A 16,813-nucleotide genomic window follows, 5' to 3' on the forward strand; every position below is an offset into this window, starting at 1 on the left:
ATTGCCTTTCGTGTTTGCGTTCAGCCGCGCAGGCGATGGTGCAGGATAATCGGAACGGCCAGTTCCTCCTCATCGGCAAGGTGCCGTTGCAGCAACCGCTCGATCGCGAGCGAAGTCTGATGAATATCCGCAATGGGACGCTCGCCGGGCAGGACATTGTTCTGGAACTGCGTAATCAGCCCGTTCGCCTGCTGCGTGAAATCGTGCAGCACCCGATCGAGTATCTCGTGATCGCGCTCGAGTATTTCGAGCCCGCCGGCAAAACGCGGATCGGCCTTGCGCAGTTCGGGAAAATAGCTCGTATCTTCAAAATTGTGATGGCCGTGCAGATTGCGCACCAGCGCATCGCCGTAATAGCTCAAATGGGTCACGGTCGTGCGAAACGATGCACGGTTTTCGAGATGAGTTTCAAGCGTGGTTCGGATCGTTTCCGCAAGCCTGCGAAACATCCGATGCGCGCCCAGCCAGTTGCGGGTTGGCGTCTTGAAGCTCGGATGCGTTTCCCAGCTGTCGCGCGGAGTTTCGTTCAACAATATGCGAAACGCCTCTGGCATTCTTTCTTCACGAATAGCGTAAGCCGGGCGCGTCGTGCCGGTGATGGTGCTTTGCTCATTCATTTGGTTGCTGCTCTAATCGATGCGGAGGCTGAACTGCATGCGTTTGCAGTGTTCACGCGCGTAGGTTTCAACGCCTCCCAAGCGACCCTGCCAGTCATTTGAGACCGCTTGCGCGCATTGATCGACCACGGCGATCGTATGCTGATCGGTCAACCACCAACGGTTGGCCCCGCCATGCTCCTTGGCCAAGGGCGGGATGACTTTGCTGCGCGGGTTATCGCGCAAAGCAGCTATTGCGGCTGCTCTTACGGCTTGGACATAGTCGCGTCCCGTTTCGATATCGGCGCGCGTTCCAGTGCGCGCAATATGCCCGCCGACGAAGGTGTCGAAATCATATTCCAGAATGCGGTCATAAGCTGTGATCCAGCCGGGAATGTCGGTGGATACCGAAAGCAGATCGAACGGCACCCAGCCTGGATAGGCCACATCCACGAGCATGAGCGTGCGATGCCGGGGCGCATGAATGAAGATATTCCCGTCGGCGTGGTTCGGCCCACGATAGCGCAGTTCGAGAACCTGACCCGCGCCGAGATTGAGCGTATAGGTATCATCGAAAGTGATTGTCGGGGCAGGACGCGGGTTGGAGCCGGGAACGCAATCCGTGCACTCAAGGCCGCGCGCGAGCAGCTCGGCTGTGCGTTCATGCGCGATGATCGTCAGCCCCTCATTGCGCTCGGCGATATAGCCCGCCCCTCCGATGTGATCGCCATGGAGGTGCGAGTAGACCAAATGGGTCAGCGGCTGATCGGTGATCTCCGCCAGTGCCGGCATGATCTGGCGGTGCAGCGAAGGAGGCGCGTCGATGAGGGCAACGCCGTTTGGTCCCACCATCGCCATCACCATGTAGGCACCGTTGCCAATCCAGTAGAGGCCGCCGCGAGTTTCTTCGACGACATAACCCTTGGCCGGATCGGGGTTGCTGCCCTCCGCCGTTGCAGGGATCGGCGCAGGGCCAGCATGGTCATGACCGGACGCCGAAGCCACGATCGGCGAGGCGAATGTGCAGGCGAGCACGCCCACAAAGGTCAGAACTCTCGAAAGAACGCTCATGCCCTGCACCTCACCGATCGCGGAACTTTTTGACAGTCAGCTGGTCACTCTGCCGCTTCAAGAGCAGGTTCTGAGAACCGGTCCCGGTCGTGCGGTGCGCTCAGGTCCTGATCCGGCCCGATCGAGACGATGCGGTGCGGATTGATCGATTCATGGCTCGCATAATAATGCTTGCGCGAATGCTCCATGTTGATCGTCCCGGCGATGCCCGGCTGCTGATAAAGATCGCGCAGATAGTTCGACAGGTTCGGATAGTCCGCAATCCGGCGCTTGTCGCATTTGAAATGCCCGACATAGACAGGGTCGAAACGCACCAGAGTTGGGAACAGGCGCCAGTCGGCTTCGGTGATTGTGTCGCCGGTGAGATAGCGCTGCGTGGAAAGTCGCTCTTCGAGCCAGTCGAGCGTGTCGAATAGTGGGTTCACCGCCTCTTCGTAAGCTTCCTGCGTGGTCGCAAAGCCCGACTTGTAAACGCCGTTATTGAGCGTGTGATAGATCCGCTCGTTAACTTCGTCGATCTCCTCGCGCAGTGCCTCGGGATAGTAGTCACCCGGCTTCGCGCCGATGTCGTCAAAGGCAGAGTTGAACATCCTGATAATCTCCGAAGACTCGTTCGAGACGATGGTTTGCGTCTTCGTGTCCCACAGCACCGGGACAGTCACACGGCCCGTATGCTCGGGATTGGCGCGCAGATAAATCTCATACATGCGTGTCGCATCGCCCAGACGATCGCCGACAATGCCATCTTCGTCTTCTTCGAAGGTCCAACCTTCCTCGCCCATGAACCAATGCACGATGGAAACGGAAATCATGTCTTCAAGGCCCTTCAAGCCCGGAAGATCAGAGCGCGGTGCGCCCAGGGGCAGGCATAGGCGACATAGAGGTGATAGCGACCCGGTTCCGCCTTAAACCCGGCTTCGCCCGAAGGGCCAGCGGAGCCATCAGCCGTGACCCATGAACGAAACGCTGCGTCTTTGCGCACGAAGCGCCCGCCTGATGATTTAGTGTCGTACCATTGGTCGACCCATTTGCCGTCTACCAAAAGTCCCATGAAAGCTCTCCAAAATTACGGGGAATTGACTTCGCAATCGATTGTCGGATTGCGGGTTGTTTGCCTTACTGTCAGACAGGTTCTTCGGTGCGCGCATCAAGCTTGAGCGCTTCGATCTGCGCTTTGGCCTTTGCGATCCCAGCTGACTCATCACCCATCAGACCATCGGCAGCGACCGTTTGCACGTCGGTGATGCCGAGGAATCCGAGCACGTGGCGCGTGTAGTCGCTGGCATAGTCTATATCGGAGCCAACAGGTGTTCCGCCTGACGTGTGAACGACAATGGCCCGCTTGTCCTGGAGCAGACCTTGGGGTCCGGTCTCAGTGTACTGAAAGGTCACGCCAGCACGCGCCACGAGGTCTATCCAAGCCTTGAATGCGGCTGGTACCGAGAAGTTGTAGATAGGTACGCCGAGCACAATAATGTCGGCTTTTTGAAGCTCAGCGACAAGCTCGTCCGATGCAGCCAGATGCGCTTTCTGCCCGTCCGTGCGGTCCGCTTCAGGTGTAAAGTTGGAAAAGATCCAGGCTTCGTCAACGAGTTCAGGCTTGGGTTCAGCCAGGTCCCTGCGGATGATCTCTACGTTCGGAGAGTCCAGGTGATCGATCACCATTTGAGTAAGAGCGCGTGAATGAGAACCGGTGTGTCGGCCTGACGCATCGAGATGAAGAATAGTGGTCATGAGAGCATCCTCGTTGAGCGCGAGTGAGTGCCGCGTATTGCTCGGACGATCGGCGGAAAAGGCGAGAGAAAAAGTTCACGAAAAGGATATGGCATTCGAATATCACGTTCGATATGAGCAAAAGATCAACCTATCATTCTCCTAAAGAGAACGACTGTGAACAAGTTCGAAGAAATGCGGACCTTTTCGGCGGTGGCGGATCACGGAGTGAATGGCGCATCCCGCGCACTTCATATCGCGCCGTCCGCAGTAAGTCGGCGCGTCAAGGACTTGGAGTCCCGCTTGGGAACACAGCTTTTCTCACGGACTGGCCGCTCCATGACACTGACAGACGATGGAGAGCGGTTTCTCGCCACTGCCCGCGAAATAATGGAGCAGCTCGAAGAGGCGGAGGTTCGCATGCGCGATGCGCAGGGTACCCTGGTCGGAAGATTGCGGGTAGCTGCACCGCTTTCTTTCGGGATGCGGTACGTCGTCCCCGCATTAAATCAATTTTTGAGCAAACACCCCAATTTGGATCTCGATCTTAACCTCGACGATCGGCGCGTCGACATTGTGCGCGAGGGGTTCGACGTCGCGATTAGAGTAGGCGACCTTCCCAGCTCTTCTTTGCGAGCCAAGCGTCTCGGCACATGGCCGTTTGTGGTCGCAGCCAGCCCTGAGTTCGTCTCCCGCCACCCGCCCATAAGGGCTCCTGAAGATCTCAATGGCGCCCCAGGCTTGCTCTACGCACCCAAAGCCCGGCCGGATGTGTGGATCGGTAGGACGGATAGCGGGCAAATGGAGCAAGCGACACTGGTGCCAAAGCTCGTTTCGAACAACGGCGATGCATTACGGGCGGCTTCAGTCGATAGTTTGGGCGTCCTTTGCGAGCCCCACTTCATAATTGCAGATGAGCTCGCGAACGGACAACTCGTACAGCTGCTTTCCCAGTTTGACTTCGGTGAGGTCGAAGCTCACGCTCTATGGCCTGCGCAGGATTACATGCCAGCCCGACTGCGGGCACTGATTGATCACATGTCCGCCTCGTTTGCAGATACCGACACGCGATAAGTCCATTTCGAATGGACTGACAAGTGCACGGGGAAACACATTGCAATCACATGCTGATGTGATAATGCGATCGCATGAGCACATCGATTATCACACGCGTTCGCGACCTCGTCTCCTCAGGTGAATTCACCAAGGCGGGTCTTGCCCGCGCGGCGGGGCTTCACGCAAACACCTTGCGGGATGCCGCGGAGGACGATTGGAATCCGACGGCTGAAACGCTCGCTAAGCTTCAGGCATTTCTCGACGCCAATGACGAACGACCGGTGCTGGTCGGGATCGAGGAGATCATCGACGAGGCGCGCAACGGGCGGATGTACATTCTCGTTGATGATGAGGACCGCGAGAACGAAGGCGATCTCATCATACCGGGGCAGATGGCGACCCCGGCGGCGATCAACTTCATGGCGACCCATGGGCGCGGCCTGATCTGTCTCGCGCTCGACAAAGAACGCGTGGATCAGCTCGGCCTTGAGCCTATGAGCCGTAACAACAAGGAAAGCATGCAGACGGCCTTCACGACCTCGATCGAGGCGAAGGAAGGCGTGACCACCGGTATCTCCGCTGCAGACCGCGCCCGGACCGTATCGGTTGCCATCGACGCGACAAAAGGCGCAGACGATATCGTAACGCCCGGCCATGTCTTTCCCTTGATGGCCCGCAATGGCGGTACGCTTGTGCGAGCCGGCCATACCGAGGCCGCGGTCGACATCTCACGCCTTGCCGGGCTCAACCCAAGCGGTGTCATCTGCGAGATCATGAACGATGATGGCACCATGGCCCGCCTCGACGATCTGGTCACGTTTGCTCGCAAGCATGACCTCAAGATAGGGACAATCCGGGACCTCATCGCCTACCGTATGCGCAACGATCATCTTGTCGAGCGCATCGATGAGAGCAGTTTCGAAAGCGATTACGGCGGTCAGTGGCGATTGATCACTTATAACAACCGGGTCGAGAACACCCAGGCCTATGTTCTTCAGAAAGGGCACGTATCACCCGGCGAACCCACCCTCGCCCGCGTCCATCCTATTTCGGTGTTCGACGATATCCTCGGCCAACCGGGTCCGCGCAAGCGCACCTTACAGCGCGCCATGAGCGCTATCGGCGATCATGGATCCGGGGTGATCGTAATCCTCACCAGCCGCATCGGCGCCGGGGAATGGAGCCAGGACGAAGAAATCCGCAATATCGGGATTGGCTCGCAAATCCTCGCCGATCTGGGCGTGCACGACATGATCCTGCTTTCCAATTCACGCCCCGACCTCGTGGCGATCGAAGGCTACGGCCTCACCATTTCCGATTTCAAATCCATCCCGGAGTAAGAAGAGTATGGCCAGGTTCCTGATTGTCGAGGCGCGTTTCTACGAGAACTTCAACGATATGCTGATTGCTGGCGCGAAAGCCGCGCTTCAAGCAGCGGGGCACGAAGTCGAGGTTCTGACCGTACCAGGAGCGCTGGAGATTCCGGGCGCGATCGCTCTGGCCGCTGAAAGCGGTGAGTTCGATGGCTTCGTCGCGATCGGCGTGGTGATCCGCGGTGAAACCTACCATTTCGAGATCGTTGCCGGCGAGAGCGCGAGAGCCATCATGGCGCTGACAATGGACGGTATCCCAATCGGCAATGGCATCCTGACAGTCGAAAACGAGGACCAGGCGAATTTGCGCGCCGATCCTTCGCAAAAGGACAAGGGCGGCGAGGCAGCCAAGGCCGCGCTGTCATTGCTTTCGCTCGCGGAGCGATTTGCCAGTTAGCCACAATTTCTGGCTGCAGGGGTGCCGACAGCTCGCCAACATAAGTAGTATCCCGGATATAGAAATTCATAAGTCGCGCTTACGACTCGTTTTGGAGGCCTCGCATACTCATGCGAGGATATTTGAGGGCGTAAACGACGTTTCTAATGGGATTTTGCCATGGCCAATAAGCCGCTACCGGAGGCTCACCAGCTTCAAGCCGTCATCGACTCTCTCGATGATCAATTGGTCATATTGGACGATTTTGGCGCAGGTATTGCCGCAATTCATGTGAACGCAGCAATCGAGCAATTACACAGCAACTTGTCCGCGATTACCAATTGCGACCTCACTTCGTATGATCCTGCGATACTGTGTCTGCTGCCCGGTTCAGCCGGTTAGCACCGGCTGTCTTAGCAGGTCTAAGGGTCAGCCCTTAATTTCCTTTGGAAGCCAATGAGATAGTGTCTGGCTCCGGCGTTTACCGCTCATGCGAGCGTGTGATGACAGCAGCGCCGCCTCGGAGGGAAACCAGTGGTAGGTCGTCGTACCGGAGAGAAAATTTGGCAGGGAACCTGGGGAGGCAAAGACCTCTCCGACTTGGCGCGGCAGGTGGGCTGTTGACGGAGCGCGCAGAAAACTGGGGCCTCACTGATATCGCGCGAGATGCTCGCTCAGACGCTCAGAGGCATGGAATAGCGTTGAGAGACCTTGCGGAACAGCTCAGCAGCATCGCTCAAAAACTCGTTTCGATTGAGGGTCGGTCGGCACCGCTTCAGGGTCCTCACCGTTCGGGTGAACCAACCCACAAGTCGCAAGAGACCTCTGAAGTCATTCACGGCGCGGCATACAATCTCGCTGGACGCGGCAAAATGGCGCGCTCAATCTACAGTATCCGGCGCAGACGCGAATTCATTTTTGGCGACGCCGATCTTTTCGGCGAGCCCGCTTGGGATATCCTGCTCGATCTGTATGCTGCTTACGCAAGCGGAAAGACTGTCTCGGTTTCGAGCGCCTGCATCGGTTCTGCTGCGCCGCCGACGACCGGCCTGCGTTGGCTTGGTATCCTGGCAGACCAGGACCTCGTCGTCCGCGAACACGATCCGAACGACCAGCGCCGCGTTAACGTGAGGCTTTCAGATGCAGCCATCGCGAAAATGGATGCCTATTTCGCGGAGGTTTCTGCGGCCGTTTAAAGCCTGTTGAGATCAGTTCCCAAAGCAATCTCGTCCGGCATAGACTGCGCTGTCGCCCAGTTCTTCTTCGATGCGGATCAGTTGGTTATATTTCACCAGCCTGTCCGACCTCGCGAGAGAACCGGTCTTGATCTGCCCGCAATTGGTCGCAACCGCGAGGTCGGCGATGGTCGCATCCTCCGTCTCGCCTGATCGGTGGCTCATCACCGAGGTGTAGCCTGCGCGGAGAGCCATATCGACCGCTGCCAGCGTTTCTGTAAGCGTCCCGATCTGGTTGACCTTCACGAGTAGCGAATTTGCCAAACCCTTGGAAATCCCGTCGGAAAGGCGCTGAGGGTTGGTCACGAACAGATCGTCGCCGACAAGTTGCACTTTGTCTCCAATCGCGTCGGTCATGGCTTTCCAGCCATCGAAATCGTCCTCATCCATCCCGTCTTCGATAGAGCGAATCGGATAATCCGCGCACAATTTCGCGAGATAGTCGGCCATGCCCTCCCCATCGAGGCTAAGGCCTTCGCCTGAAATTTCGTACTTGCCGTTCTTGGAGAACTCCGTGGCCGCGCAATCGAGCGCCAGCACGATATCGTCTACCGGAGTGAACCCGGCTTGCTCGATCGAAGCCATGATGAAATCGAGCGCAGCGCGGGTGCTGGCAAGGTCGGGCGCGAAACCGCCCTCGTCACCGACACTCGTCGCAAGGCCCTTGTCCGAAAGACCCTTTTTCAACGTGTGAAAGACTTCCGAGCCCCAGCGCACTGCCTCGGCGAGGCTGTCGGCACCGACTGGCATGATCATGAATTCCTGAATATCGATCGGGTTGTCGGCGTGTTCGCCGCCGTTGATGATATTCATCATCGGAACGGGCAGGACATGAGCCGAGACCCCGCCAAGATAGGAATAAAGCGGCAGACCGCGCGCATTGGCGGCGGCTTTGGCAACGGCGAGGCTCGTTCCAAGTATCGCATTCGCGCCGATCCGGCTTTTATTGTCGGTTCCATCGAGTGCGATGAGGGAAAGATCGATATCCCGCTGATCTTCGGCATCGAAGGCACCGATCAGCAGGTCTCGGATTTCGGTGTTCACGGCCTCCACCGCTTTCAGCACGCCCTTGCCCTTATATCGGGCCGCATCACCGTCGCGCAGCTCGACCGCTTCGTAAGCCCCTGTCGAAGCGCCAGAAGGCACCGCAGCGCGGCCGAAACTGCCGTCATCGAGCAGCACATCGACTTCGACGGTTGGATTCCCGCGGCTGTCGAGAATCTCGCGTCCGTGCAGATCGATTATGGCTGTCATACTTGGCTCCGAGGCAAAAGTGTTATATGGAGATAACACACCTTGATCGGTGGCAGATCGCAGTGCGCATCCCGATAATTCCGCTTCCCCCTATTCGTCGGAACATCGGGGCGCAAGGCGCGTTGAAATCAAAACTGTAACCCCGCGCATTCCGACTGGAAAAGCAACAACATGGAGGGCTAATAGAAAGACCATGGCTGAGACGAAGATTACCAAAACCCCGGCGAAGACATCGACCAAGGGCGCGACGACCAAGTCGACCCGCCCAAAGAAAGCTGCGCCGAAGAAGACCGCTGCAACCGCGCGGCCTGCTGACGAAGCGAAGACGCGTTTCAATGCAGCGTTGGAGGAAGCCAAGGCAGGCGCCGCCGCGTTGCGCGCGGAAGCAGGCGACCGTGCTGGTGAGTATCGCAACCAGGCACGCAGCAAGGGCGATGAATTCCTCGACGAAGCGCGCGCCTATGGCGAAAAGGCCAAACACCGTGCAGGCGATCTTGCAGTAGATGCGAAGTCCGCAACGAGCGATGGCATTGCGTCGATTGGCAAGGTTATCGCTGACACCGCGCCGCAGATCGACGAACGCCTCGGCGAACAATATGGCGATTATGCTCGTAAAGCGTCGCGCAGCCTTGCCGAAACCTCCGCCAAGCTGGACGCCAAGAGCGTCGAGGAACTCGGCGAAGATGCCCGCGAATTCGTACGCAAGAGCCCAGGCACTGCGATCGGTATCGCGGCAGTTGCAGGCTACCTGCTTGCACGCCTATTCCGCGGATCGAGCAAGTAATTCGATACTTGGGGGGACAGTGAATGCGTGATGACGAACGTCCGTCGGATGAGGAGCATGGCGCTCTCGATCCGGTGGATTCAGAAACCGCGGAAGCTGATCCCTCCAGCGATGAGGATGCCGAATACGAGGAATCGCTGACCGATGAGTTGTCCGCGCTCATTGATGACGGGCGGACTTACGCCGAAGCCGAGATAGGCTTTCAGAAAACGCGCGCAAAATTGGCGGGCGCGAGCGTGGGCAAGGCTGTTGCCTTACTGGTCGTAGCCGCAATTACGCTTCACATCGCTGTCCTCGCCCTCGCAGTCGGTTTGGTGATCGCGCTCGAGCCGTTGGTTACCATCTGGGGTGCGATCGCCATTGTCGTTGGCGTTTTGCTACTCGTCACCGGCTGGCTCGCGCTGAAGGCCAAGCGGAACGCCGACAGGCTTGGTCTGATGTTCGGGTCGTCTCAGAAAGGGGACGGAGAATGAAGGATCTCGATCAGAACTTCTACGAAGATCGCGCCCTTCGCGATGCGGCCCGAGAAGTGTTTCTCGCAGACCTTGCGCACGTCCGTGCCTCCCTTTCGGGAACGGGCATCGCCGGCCGGATGGTCGACCGCGTAGGCGAAGGCGCGAAGGATGTGTTTCAAACGGCCAAGGAAAACGCCGACGACAATCCCGGTATCATCGCCGCGCTGATCGGCGCGATCCTGCTATGGATTTCGCGAGGGACCATTTTCGAAATGCTTGGTCTCACGAATTCAGATGACCACGAAGTCGATGAGATAGCTTCCAGCGATGGGACAACGCCTTCCACCGAACACACGGATGCATCGACCGACGAACACGATACGCAAATTGAAATGCCCGGAGAACCCGATGACTGACACTGCCGAAACCAACACCCCCGCAGTCGCAGACAAGCGCGACGAACTCCGCGCAAAAATCGAAGCCAGTGAGCGCCGCATCGAGCAAAGGACGCTTGCTGATCAGGCAAAGGAAGCGGCTGGCGCTGCGACGAATTACGCGCGAGAGCATCCGCTGACTGTCCTCGGCGGAGCGATCGCGGTTGGTCTTGTCGTGGGCGCGATGACGTCACGTGGACGCCGCGCCGCCCGGGGCGCGGCCGTCGGCACCGTAAACGCCGTGAACAGCGCCGCCCGCAGCACCAAGGATGCCGTGGGCAATGCTTCGACAAAGCAGGTTTCGAGATTCGGCACACTGCTCGCCGATGCGATCACCGCGTATGGCATCAAGCTGATCGATGACGCGCTCGATACGGCGCAAGCCGGCCAGGACAAGCTCGAAGACCTTGGGGATAGCGCTAGCTCAAAAGCGCGCCAGCTGCGCAGGGACGCGGAGTATTATGCTGGGACGGCGGCAGACAAAGGCAAGCAAGTCACGCGCCGGACGCGTCGCCGCGCTGGACGCGCCGTTCGCGACCTGAAGGACAAGGTCACCAGCTGAACGCATTGAGTGGACGGTAAAGAGAGCGCTCTTGCCCACGGGCTCCGATGCGCTAAATGGCGCGTCAACTTAAACGCTCTCCTCCCCAAGGATATTCTCATGGAAGAAACCACCACAGCGCAGCGACTTCATCTCGTGATGGGCGGACGCGTTACCGACCCACGCGGCATCGAGTTTCAGGACCCGGAAAGCTTGCACGTGGTCGGCGTCTACAGCTCCTATGACGCCGCGGTTGATGCCTGGCGCGCTCAGGCACAACGGACAGTCGACGACGCCGAGATGAAATATGTCGTCGTCCACATTCACAAGCTCCTGACGCCAGACGCGTAAGGGCGCGCCAGAACGTCTCCGATGGCTTACATTATACGTCCGTTCACCGTGGATGACGCTCCAGCTCTCGCTAGCCTGACTTTGGCTGCGATACGCCATGTCGGCGCGCGTCAGTATGGGCCGGCACAGATTGCGGCGTGGGCCTCTCGCCATCCGGGCGCAGAACGTTTCATTGCGCGTGCCGAAGGCGGATCTGAAATCAGCGTCGCAGCAGATGCCGATGACGCGCCGGTCGCCTACGCCTTGGTGGAGCCGGACGGCCATTTCGACATGCTCTATTGCCATCCCGACCACACCCGAAAGGGGCTGGCGGAACAGCTACTCGCCGATTGCGAAACGAAAGCCCGCGTCATGGGCGCGCCCCGTCTTTATACTGAGGCGAGCGAATTGGCCCGCCCCGCATTCGAGCGTGCAGGATATGCAGTGCTTCACCGCCGCGACTTCGAAATCGAACACGGTGAAGAAACCGTCCCGATCCACAATTACGCGATGGAAAAGCTTCTCGATTGAGGAGCTCAACGCTCGATAATCAGATGAATTCGATCTTCTCGACGAGATAGAACTTGTCGCCCGAAGGTACAGTCACTTCGATTTCGTCGTCGATCTGCTTGCCAATCATCGCCCGGGCCAGAGGCGAGCTGAACGAAATCCGTCCGGACGATGCATCGGCTTCGGTTTCGCCAACGATCTGATACTTCACCGGCTTATCGTCTTCATCGAGCAGAGTGACGGTGGACCCGAAAACGATCTTGTCGCCCGAAAGTGTCGAAGGATCAATGATCTGCGCGCGGCTGATCTTGCTCTCGATATCGCCAATCATGGCTTCGACCTGACCCTGACGTTCCTTTGCCGCATGATACTCGGCATTTTCCGACAGATCGCCGTGTGCGCGAGCTTCCTCGATCGCATCGACGATCTTGGGGCGCTCGTCACGCAGAGTCTTCAATTCCGTGGTCAGGCGCTCGTACCCCTCGGCGAGCATCGGGACCTTTTCCATCGTAGCCATTCCAATTCTTTCTCTCGAGTCCCAACCAATCCGCATCATTTCGACTGCGACCGTCTCTTTATTGAGGCGGCCTCAATGAGGCTGAATGTCGGGAGGGAAACTTTATTGCTCAACTATAATAGTCTTGCAAACTGCGGACTTCAAGCTGATCCGGTTCTATGGCTGCAATTGCCTGCGCAGCTGCCACGGAAGCGGCGGCTGTCGTATAGTACGGCACCTTCTTCTCGAGTGCCGTCGCCCGGATCGATTTCGAATCGAGCAGCGACTGCCAGCCTTCGGTGGTATTGAAGATCAGGGCGATTTCACCATCGATGATCTTATCCACGATATGCGGCTGCCCCTCGGCGACCTTGTTGATGTGAGCGACATCGAGACCCTGCTCACATAGATACGTCCGTGTGCCGCCGGTTGCGACGATCTCGAAACCCATCTCGATCAAGGTTTTGACCGCCGGTACGATGACAGGTTTGTCGCTGTTCTTCACCGACACGAATACGGTTCCGCCCCGCGGCAACACCATACCTGCGCCCATTTGCGATTTCAGGAACGCCGCCGGGAATGTCTCATCGATCCCCATGACTTCACCGGTCGATTTCATTTCCGGAGTGAGCACGGGGTCCGCACCCGGGAAGCGGCTGAACGGGAAGACCGCTTCCTTTACAGCCATGTAAGGGAGATCGCGTTTGAATGGTTCGAAATCGGCGAGCTTTTCGCCTGCCATGATGCGGCTGGCGATCTTGGCGACAGGTTGCCCAATCGCTTTGGCAACGAAGGGCACCGTACGGCTCGCCCTCGGATTCACTTCGATGAGATAGACTTCGCCATCCTTCACCGCGAACTGGATATTCATCAGCCCCCGGACTTTCAGCGCAGTCGCAAGCGCCACCGCCTGCCGTTCCATTTCGACGATGATCTCTTCCGGAAGCGAATAAGGCGGCAGGGTACACGCGCTGTCGCCCGAATGGACGCCCGCCTCCTCGATATGCTGCATGACCCCGGCGATCCGAACCTCTTGCCCGTCGCACAGCGCATCGACGTCGCATTCTATCGCATCGCGCAGGTACTGATCGACCAGCACGGGGCTGTCGCCAGACACATTCACCGCCGTCTTGATGTAATCATCGAGCTGGGCTTCGGAATCGACGATTTCCATCGCCCGCCCGCCAAGCACGTAGGAGGGGCGCAGCAGCACCGGATAGCCGATGCGCGCAGCGACAGCCGCAGCCTCATCGCGGCTGTAGGCGATGCCGTTTTCCGGCTGTTTCAGCTTCAGCTGGTTGACGAGTTTGGCAAAGCGTTCGCGGTCTTCGGCAAGGTCGATCGCATCGGGCGAAGTGCCGAGAATGGGGATGCCTTCGTCCTCCAGCGCCTGCGCAAGCTTCAGCGGTGTTTGCCCTCCGAATTGCACGATCACTCCCGCGAGCTGACCGGCCTGCTGCTCCACGCGAAGGATTTCCAGCACGTCCTCAGCCGTAAGCGGCTCGAAATAAAGCCGGTCCGAGGTGTCGTAATCAGTCGAAACAGTTTCCGGATTGCAATTGACCATGATCGTTTCGAAGCCTTGCTCGGCGAGCGCGAAACAGGCGTGGACGCAGCAATAATCGAATTCGATCCCCTGCCCGATCCGATTCGGTCCGCCGCCGAGGATGACGACCTTTTTCCGGTCCGATGGCATCGCCTCGTCCTCGGGCTCTCCGAAACTAGGCGCTTCGTAGGTCGAATACATGTAAGGCGTGATCGCCTCGAATTCGGCGGCGCAGCTGTCGATCCGCTTGAACACCGGGTAGACGCCAAGCTTGTGCCGCAAACGTCTGACTTCGGCCTCGCTGGTTGCTCCTGCCATCGCCTGAAGGGCATCGTGAAGCAGGCCCGAACGTTTCGCCTGGGTTTCCGCCAGTCCGCCGGCAACGCCGACCGACCTTACCGCGAGAGTTGCGAGACGGCGGTCAGAAAAGCCCATGGATTTAAGCCGCCGAAGTTCATCGGCCGTGCGCGGCAGTCCATTGTGCGCCAGCATCCGCTCTTCATAAATAATCGCTTCGATCTGGCGCAGGAACCAGCGATCGTATCCTGTGACTGCGTGGATTTCATCGACGGTCAGTTCCTCACGAAAGGCCTGAGCCACCTTGAGAAGCCGGTCCGGGGTTCGCCGCGAAATCGCAGCGGTGATGACATCCTTATGCACCCCTTCCAGCTCAGGGAAGCGATTGAAGCCGTCGAGCCCGGTTTCGAGTCCCCGGAGCGCTTTCTGCATGCTCTCGGAGAAATTACGCCCGATCGCCATGACCTCGCCGACCGATTTCATTGCTGTCGAGAGCAAGGGTTCGGTGCCCTTGAACTTTTCGAAGGCGAAACGCGGTATTTTCGTGACGACGTAATCGATGGTCGGCTCGAAGCTTGCAGGGGTCGCGCCGGTAATTTCGTTCGTGATCTCGTCGAGAGTGTATCCGACTGCCAGTTTTGCCGCGACGCGCGCAATCGGGAAACCAGTCGCCTTGGAAGCGAGCGCCGATGATCGCGAGACGCGCGGGTTCATTTCGATGACGATCAGGCGGCCATCCTTGGGATTGACCGCGAATTGCACGTTCGACCCGCCGGTCTCCACGCCGATCTCGCGCAGCACGTTGATGCTGGCGGTGCGCATGATCTGGTATTCCTTGTCGGTCAGCGTCAGCGCCGGGGCGACCGTGATTGAATCGCCCGTGTGTACGCCCATCGGATCGACGTTTTCGATCGAGCAGATGATGATGCAATTGTCCGCGCGGTCGCGGACCACCTCCATCTCGTATTCCTTCCAGCCGAGCAGCGACTCTTCGATAAGGACTTCAGTGGTCGGCGAGGCATCGAGTCCTTCGGAAACGATCTTGTCGAACTCGGCCTTGTTGTAGGCGATCCCGCCGCCTGTCCCGCCCAAGGTAAAGCTGGGCCGGATGATCGCAGGCAGACCGGTATGGTCGATCAGGGCGCGGGCTTCTTCGAGAGTGTTCGCGACACCGCTGCGCGCGCTCTCAAGCCCGATCTTGTCCATCGCGTCGCGGAAGCGCTGGCGGTTTTCGGCCTTGTCGATCGCATCGGCCTTTGCGCCGATCATCTCGACGCCGTGCTCCGCCAGCACGCCCATTTCATCGAGCTTAAGTGCACAGTTGAGCGCAGTCTGACCGCCCATTGTCGGTAGTAGGGCGTCCGGTTTTTCCTTGGCGATGATCTTGGCGACGATCTCAGGCGTGATCGGCTCGATATAGGTCGCATCGGCGAACTCCGGATCCGTCATGATCGTCGCCGGGTTCGAATTGACGAGGATGACTCGGTACCCCTCCTCCTTCAGCGCCTTGATCGCCTGCGTGCCGGAATAATCGAATTCGCACGCCTGCCCGATAATGATCGGGCCAGCACCAATGACGAGTATGGAAGAGATGTCGGTGCGTTTGGGCATCAGATGTCGTTCTCGTTTTCTGTGGCCGCATCGGCCTCTTCGATTGTCGGGGCCGCTGGTTCGAGCGCGATGTCGATGAGCTGCTTTCCGGGCTGCTGGCGCTCGCATCCCGCGGTAAGGATCTGGTCGAACGCCAGCGTCTCGCCGCGCACACGGAAAAGCGCGGGGTCTCTACCTAGGAAAAATGCGCCCTTTTCATCGACAGGTTGCTGCATGAACTGATCGACGGCCGTGGAGGTTTCGTTGGTCGAAGCCATAGTGCGCGACCCGGCCGTTTCATCGCCGCCATCGACTGTTAGCGCCTGCATCTCTTCTAGGCCCAGCTTGGTGATGTCGAACGTGTAGGTCGGCGTGAAATAGCCCGTCTTGTCGACGCGCCCTATCTCCGCAATCGCATCCCAGCCCGCCATTCTCTTGGCACATGCTTCGACGCTCTCATCGCGCTCACGCGGGTCGCTGCTGTCAAACAGGGAGCAGCCGGAAAGCATGGCCAGGCCGATGATCACGGCAATCGGTTTTGCATGTATCATGCATTATTCCCCGTGTTGGGCTCGAAAGCGTATGTGAGCTTTGTGTAGCGATGGACGTAAGGCAGCGCGTCGATGCGCCTGATCCCCTTGCCATGGATGAAAGTGCAATTGCGGCGGATATCGATGAGCCGATCCCCATCGCGCACCAGGATGTAGCTGAGGACATAGTGCTCACGCGGGTCCTTGCGCCGACCGACCACGTCGATCTTGCGGACAGTCTCGGACAGATCGCGAAGAATATCGCGATCTTTATAGCCCTGTGCCTCGCGGAGCGGCTCGTTTACCTCATGCAAGGCCTCGGGGTCGAATACCTCTTCGGAATAGAGCCCTTCGCTGGCGACGACCCGGCAATCCATCCGGCCGGCAATAGGTTTGTCGCTGTCTTCCCTAAAGAGAATGGGCCGCCAAAAGGTGAGCACCGGCAAGCCCCCCGGCCCCTCCGCGAGCGTCACCGACCCGTCGCCCTGAAACGCCACACCGGGCGCTATTTCCGCACCGGGCCACTCGGCAACGGGCGGCGGCGTCATCGCCGGGTTTTGGGCAGCTAGTGGGGTGGCGATGAACGAAGTGAGGAGCGCAGCCTGTCTCATCCTCGAAAGAAGACT

General features: G+C 58.6%; 21 protein-coding genes. 11 read left to right on the forward strand and 10 right to left on the reverse strand.

Annotated features, from left to right (window positions below; all coding sequences use genetic code 11):
- Positions 1 to 20 precede the first annotated feature (20 nt).
- The 5 genes from IB285_RS06455 to IB285_RS06470 all read right to left on the reverse strand — a co-directional run bounded on the left by IB285_RS06455 (position 21) and on the right by IB285_RS06470 (position 3,401).
- A complete protein-coding gene (locus tag IB285_RS06455) occupies positions 21 to 617 on the reverse strand; it encodes a hemerythrin domain-containing protein (RefSeq protein ID WP_199803342.1) in 597 nt (198 codons plus the stop codon).
- A gap of 12 nt (positions 618 to 629) precedes the next feature.
- A complete protein-coding gene (locus IB285_RS06460) occupies positions 630 to 1,667 on the reverse strand; it encodes an MBL fold metallo-hydrolase (RefSeq protein ID WP_190787405.1) in 1,038 nt (345 codons plus the stop codon).
- Between the two features lie 44 nt (positions 1,668 to 1,711).
- Positions 1,712 to 2,479, reverse strand: a complete 768-nt coding sequence (locus IB285_RS06465) for a glutathione S-transferase family protein (RefSeq protein ID WP_328705862.1) — start codon at positions 2,477 to 2,479, stop codon at positions 1,712 to 1,714.
- A 14-nt stretch (positions 2,480 to 2,493) separates the two neighbouring features.
- The gene (locus IB285_RS15125) at positions 2,494 to 2,718 is read right to left on the reverse strand and encodes a glutathione S-transferase family protein (protein WP_328705863.1); all 225 of its coding nucleotides are present in this window, start codon (positions 2,716 to 2,718) and stop codon (positions 2,494 to 2,496) included.
- 71 nt (positions 2,719 to 2,789) lie between these two features.
- The gene (locus IB285_RS06470; protein WP_190787406.1) at positions 2,790 to 3,401 is read right to left on the reverse strand and encodes an FMN-dependent NADH-azoreductase; all 612 of its coding nucleotides are present in this window, start codon (positions 3,399 to 3,401) and stop codon (positions 2,790 to 2,792) included.
- A 156-nt stretch (positions 3,402 to 3,557) separates the two neighbouring features.
- Here IB285_RS06470 and IB285_RS06475 point away from each other — a divergent pair, with 156 nt between their 5' ends.
- The 5 genes from IB285_RS06475 (at position 3,558) to IB285_RS06495 (ending at position 7,381) form a co-directional block, all read left to right on the forward strand.
- Positions 3,558 to 4,454, forward strand: coding sequence for a LysR family transcriptional regulator (locus tag IB285_RS06475; RefSeq protein WP_190787407.1), 897 nt, complete (start codon positions 3,558 to 3,560; stop codon positions 4,452 to 4,454).
- A gap of 74 nt (positions 4,455 to 4,528) precedes the next feature.
- Entirely contained in the window at positions 4,529 to 5,776 is a 1,248-nt protein-coding gene (ribB, locus tag IB285_RS06480) for a 3,4-dihydroxy-2-butanone-4-phosphate synthase (protein WP_190787408.1), read from the forward strand.
- A 7-nt stretch (positions 5,777 to 5,783) separates the two neighbouring features.
- A complete protein-coding gene (ribH, locus tag IB285_RS06485; protein ID WP_190787409.1) occupies positions 5,784 to 6,206 on the forward strand; it encodes a 6,7-dimethyl-8-ribityllumazine synthase in 423 nt (140 codons plus the stop codon).
- A 159-nt stretch (positions 6,207 to 6,365) separates the two neighbouring features.
- Entirely contained in the window at positions 6,366 to 6,587 is a 222-nt protein-coding gene (locus IB285_RS06490; protein ID WP_190787410.1) for a hypothetical protein, read from the forward strand.
- 470 nt (positions 6,588 to 7,057) lie between these two features.
- Entirely contained in the window at positions 7,058 to 7,381 is a 324-nt protein-coding gene (locus IB285_RS06495; protein ID WP_190787411.1) for a MarR family winged helix-turn-helix transcriptional regulator, read from the forward strand.
- Between the two features lie 12 nt (positions 7,382 to 7,393).
- Here the strand turns inward: IB285_RS06495 and eno are convergent, their stop codons facing one another.
- Positions 7,394 to 8,674 (reverse strand): phosphopyruvate hydratase, encoded by a 1,281-nt coding sequence (eno, locus tag IB285_RS06500; RefSeq protein ID WP_190787412.1) that lies wholly within the window; start codon positions 8,672 to 8,674, stop codon positions 7,394 to 7,396.
- Positions 8,675 to 8,867: 193 nt separating this feature from the next.
- On the opposite strand from eno, the gene IB285_RS06505 reads away from it, so the two are divergent.
- The 6 genes from IB285_RS06505 to IB285_RS06530 all read left to right on the forward strand — a co-directional run bounded on the left by IB285_RS06505 (position 8,868) and on the right by IB285_RS06530 (position 11,749).
- On the forward strand, positions 8,868 to 9,458 hold the full coding sequence (locus IB285_RS06505) for a hypothetical protein (RefSeq protein WP_190787413.1): 591 nt from the start codon (positions 8,868 to 8,870) through the stop codon (positions 9,456 to 9,458).
- 23 nt (positions 9,459 to 9,481) lie between these two features.
- Entirely contained in the window at positions 9,482 to 9,931 is a 450-nt protein-coding gene (locus IB285_RS06510; RefSeq protein ID WP_190787414.1) for a phage holin family protein, read from the forward strand.
- A complete protein-coding gene (locus IB285_RS06515) occupies positions 9,928 to 10,329 on the forward strand; it encodes a hypothetical protein (RefSeq protein WP_190787415.1) in 402 nt (133 codons plus the stop codon). The genes IB285_RS06510 and IB285_RS06515 overlap by 4 nt, the downstream gene beginning before the upstream one ends.
- Entirely contained in the window at positions 10,322 to 10,909 is a 588-nt protein-coding gene (locus IB285_RS06520) for a hypothetical protein (protein ID WP_190787416.1), read from the forward strand. The genes IB285_RS06515 and IB285_RS06520 overlap by 8 nt, the downstream gene beginning before the upstream one ends.
- A gap of 99 nt (positions 10,910 to 11,008) precedes the next feature.
- Positions 11,009 to 11,239, forward strand: a complete 231-nt coding sequence (locus IB285_RS06525) for a DUF4170 domain-containing protein (protein ID WP_190787417.1) — start codon at positions 11,009 to 11,011, stop codon at positions 11,237 to 11,239.
- 21 nt (positions 11,240 to 11,260) lie between these two features.
- Entirely contained in the window at positions 11,261 to 11,749 is a 489-nt protein-coding gene (locus tag IB285_RS06530; protein WP_190787418.1) for a GNAT family N-acetyltransferase, read from the forward strand.
- 19 nt (positions 11,750 to 11,768) lie between these two features.
- Here IB285_RS06530 and greA read toward each other — a convergent pair whose 3' ends face one another.
- From greA to IB285_RS06550, 4 genes are all read right to left on the reverse strand, one after another.
- Entirely contained in the window at positions 11,769 to 12,245 is a 477-nt protein-coding gene (greA, locus tag IB285_RS06535; protein ID WP_190787419.1) for a transcription elongation factor GreA, read from the reverse strand.
- A 109-nt stretch (positions 12,246 to 12,354) separates the two neighbouring features.
- Positions 12,355 to 15,678 (reverse strand): carbamoyl-phosphate synthase large subunit, encoded by a 3,324-nt coding sequence (gene carB, locus IB285_RS06540; protein WP_190787420.1) that lies wholly within the window; start codon positions 15,676 to 15,678, stop codon positions 12,355 to 12,357.
- Positions 15,678 to 16,208, reverse strand: coding sequence for a hypothetical protein (locus tag IB285_RS06545; protein ID WP_190787421.1), 531 nt, complete (start codon positions 16,206 to 16,208; stop codon positions 15,678 to 15,680). Before IB285_RS06545 ends, carB begins: the two co-directional genes overlap by 1 nt.
- A complete protein-coding gene (locus tag IB285_RS06550) occupies positions 16,205 to 16,735 on the reverse strand; it encodes a carbamoyl-phosphate synthase large subunit (RefSeq protein WP_190787422.1) in 531 nt (176 codons plus the stop codon). The genes IB285_RS06545 and IB285_RS06550 overlap by 4 nt, the downstream gene beginning before the upstream one ends.
- Between the last annotated feature and the right edge of the window lie 78 nt (positions 16,736 to 16,813).

It is taken from the genome of Erythrobacter rubeus, from assembly GCF_014705715.1.
GTDB lineage: Bacteria > Pseudomonadota > Alphaproteobacteria > Sphingomonadales > Sphingomonadaceae > Erythrobacter > Erythrobacter rubeus.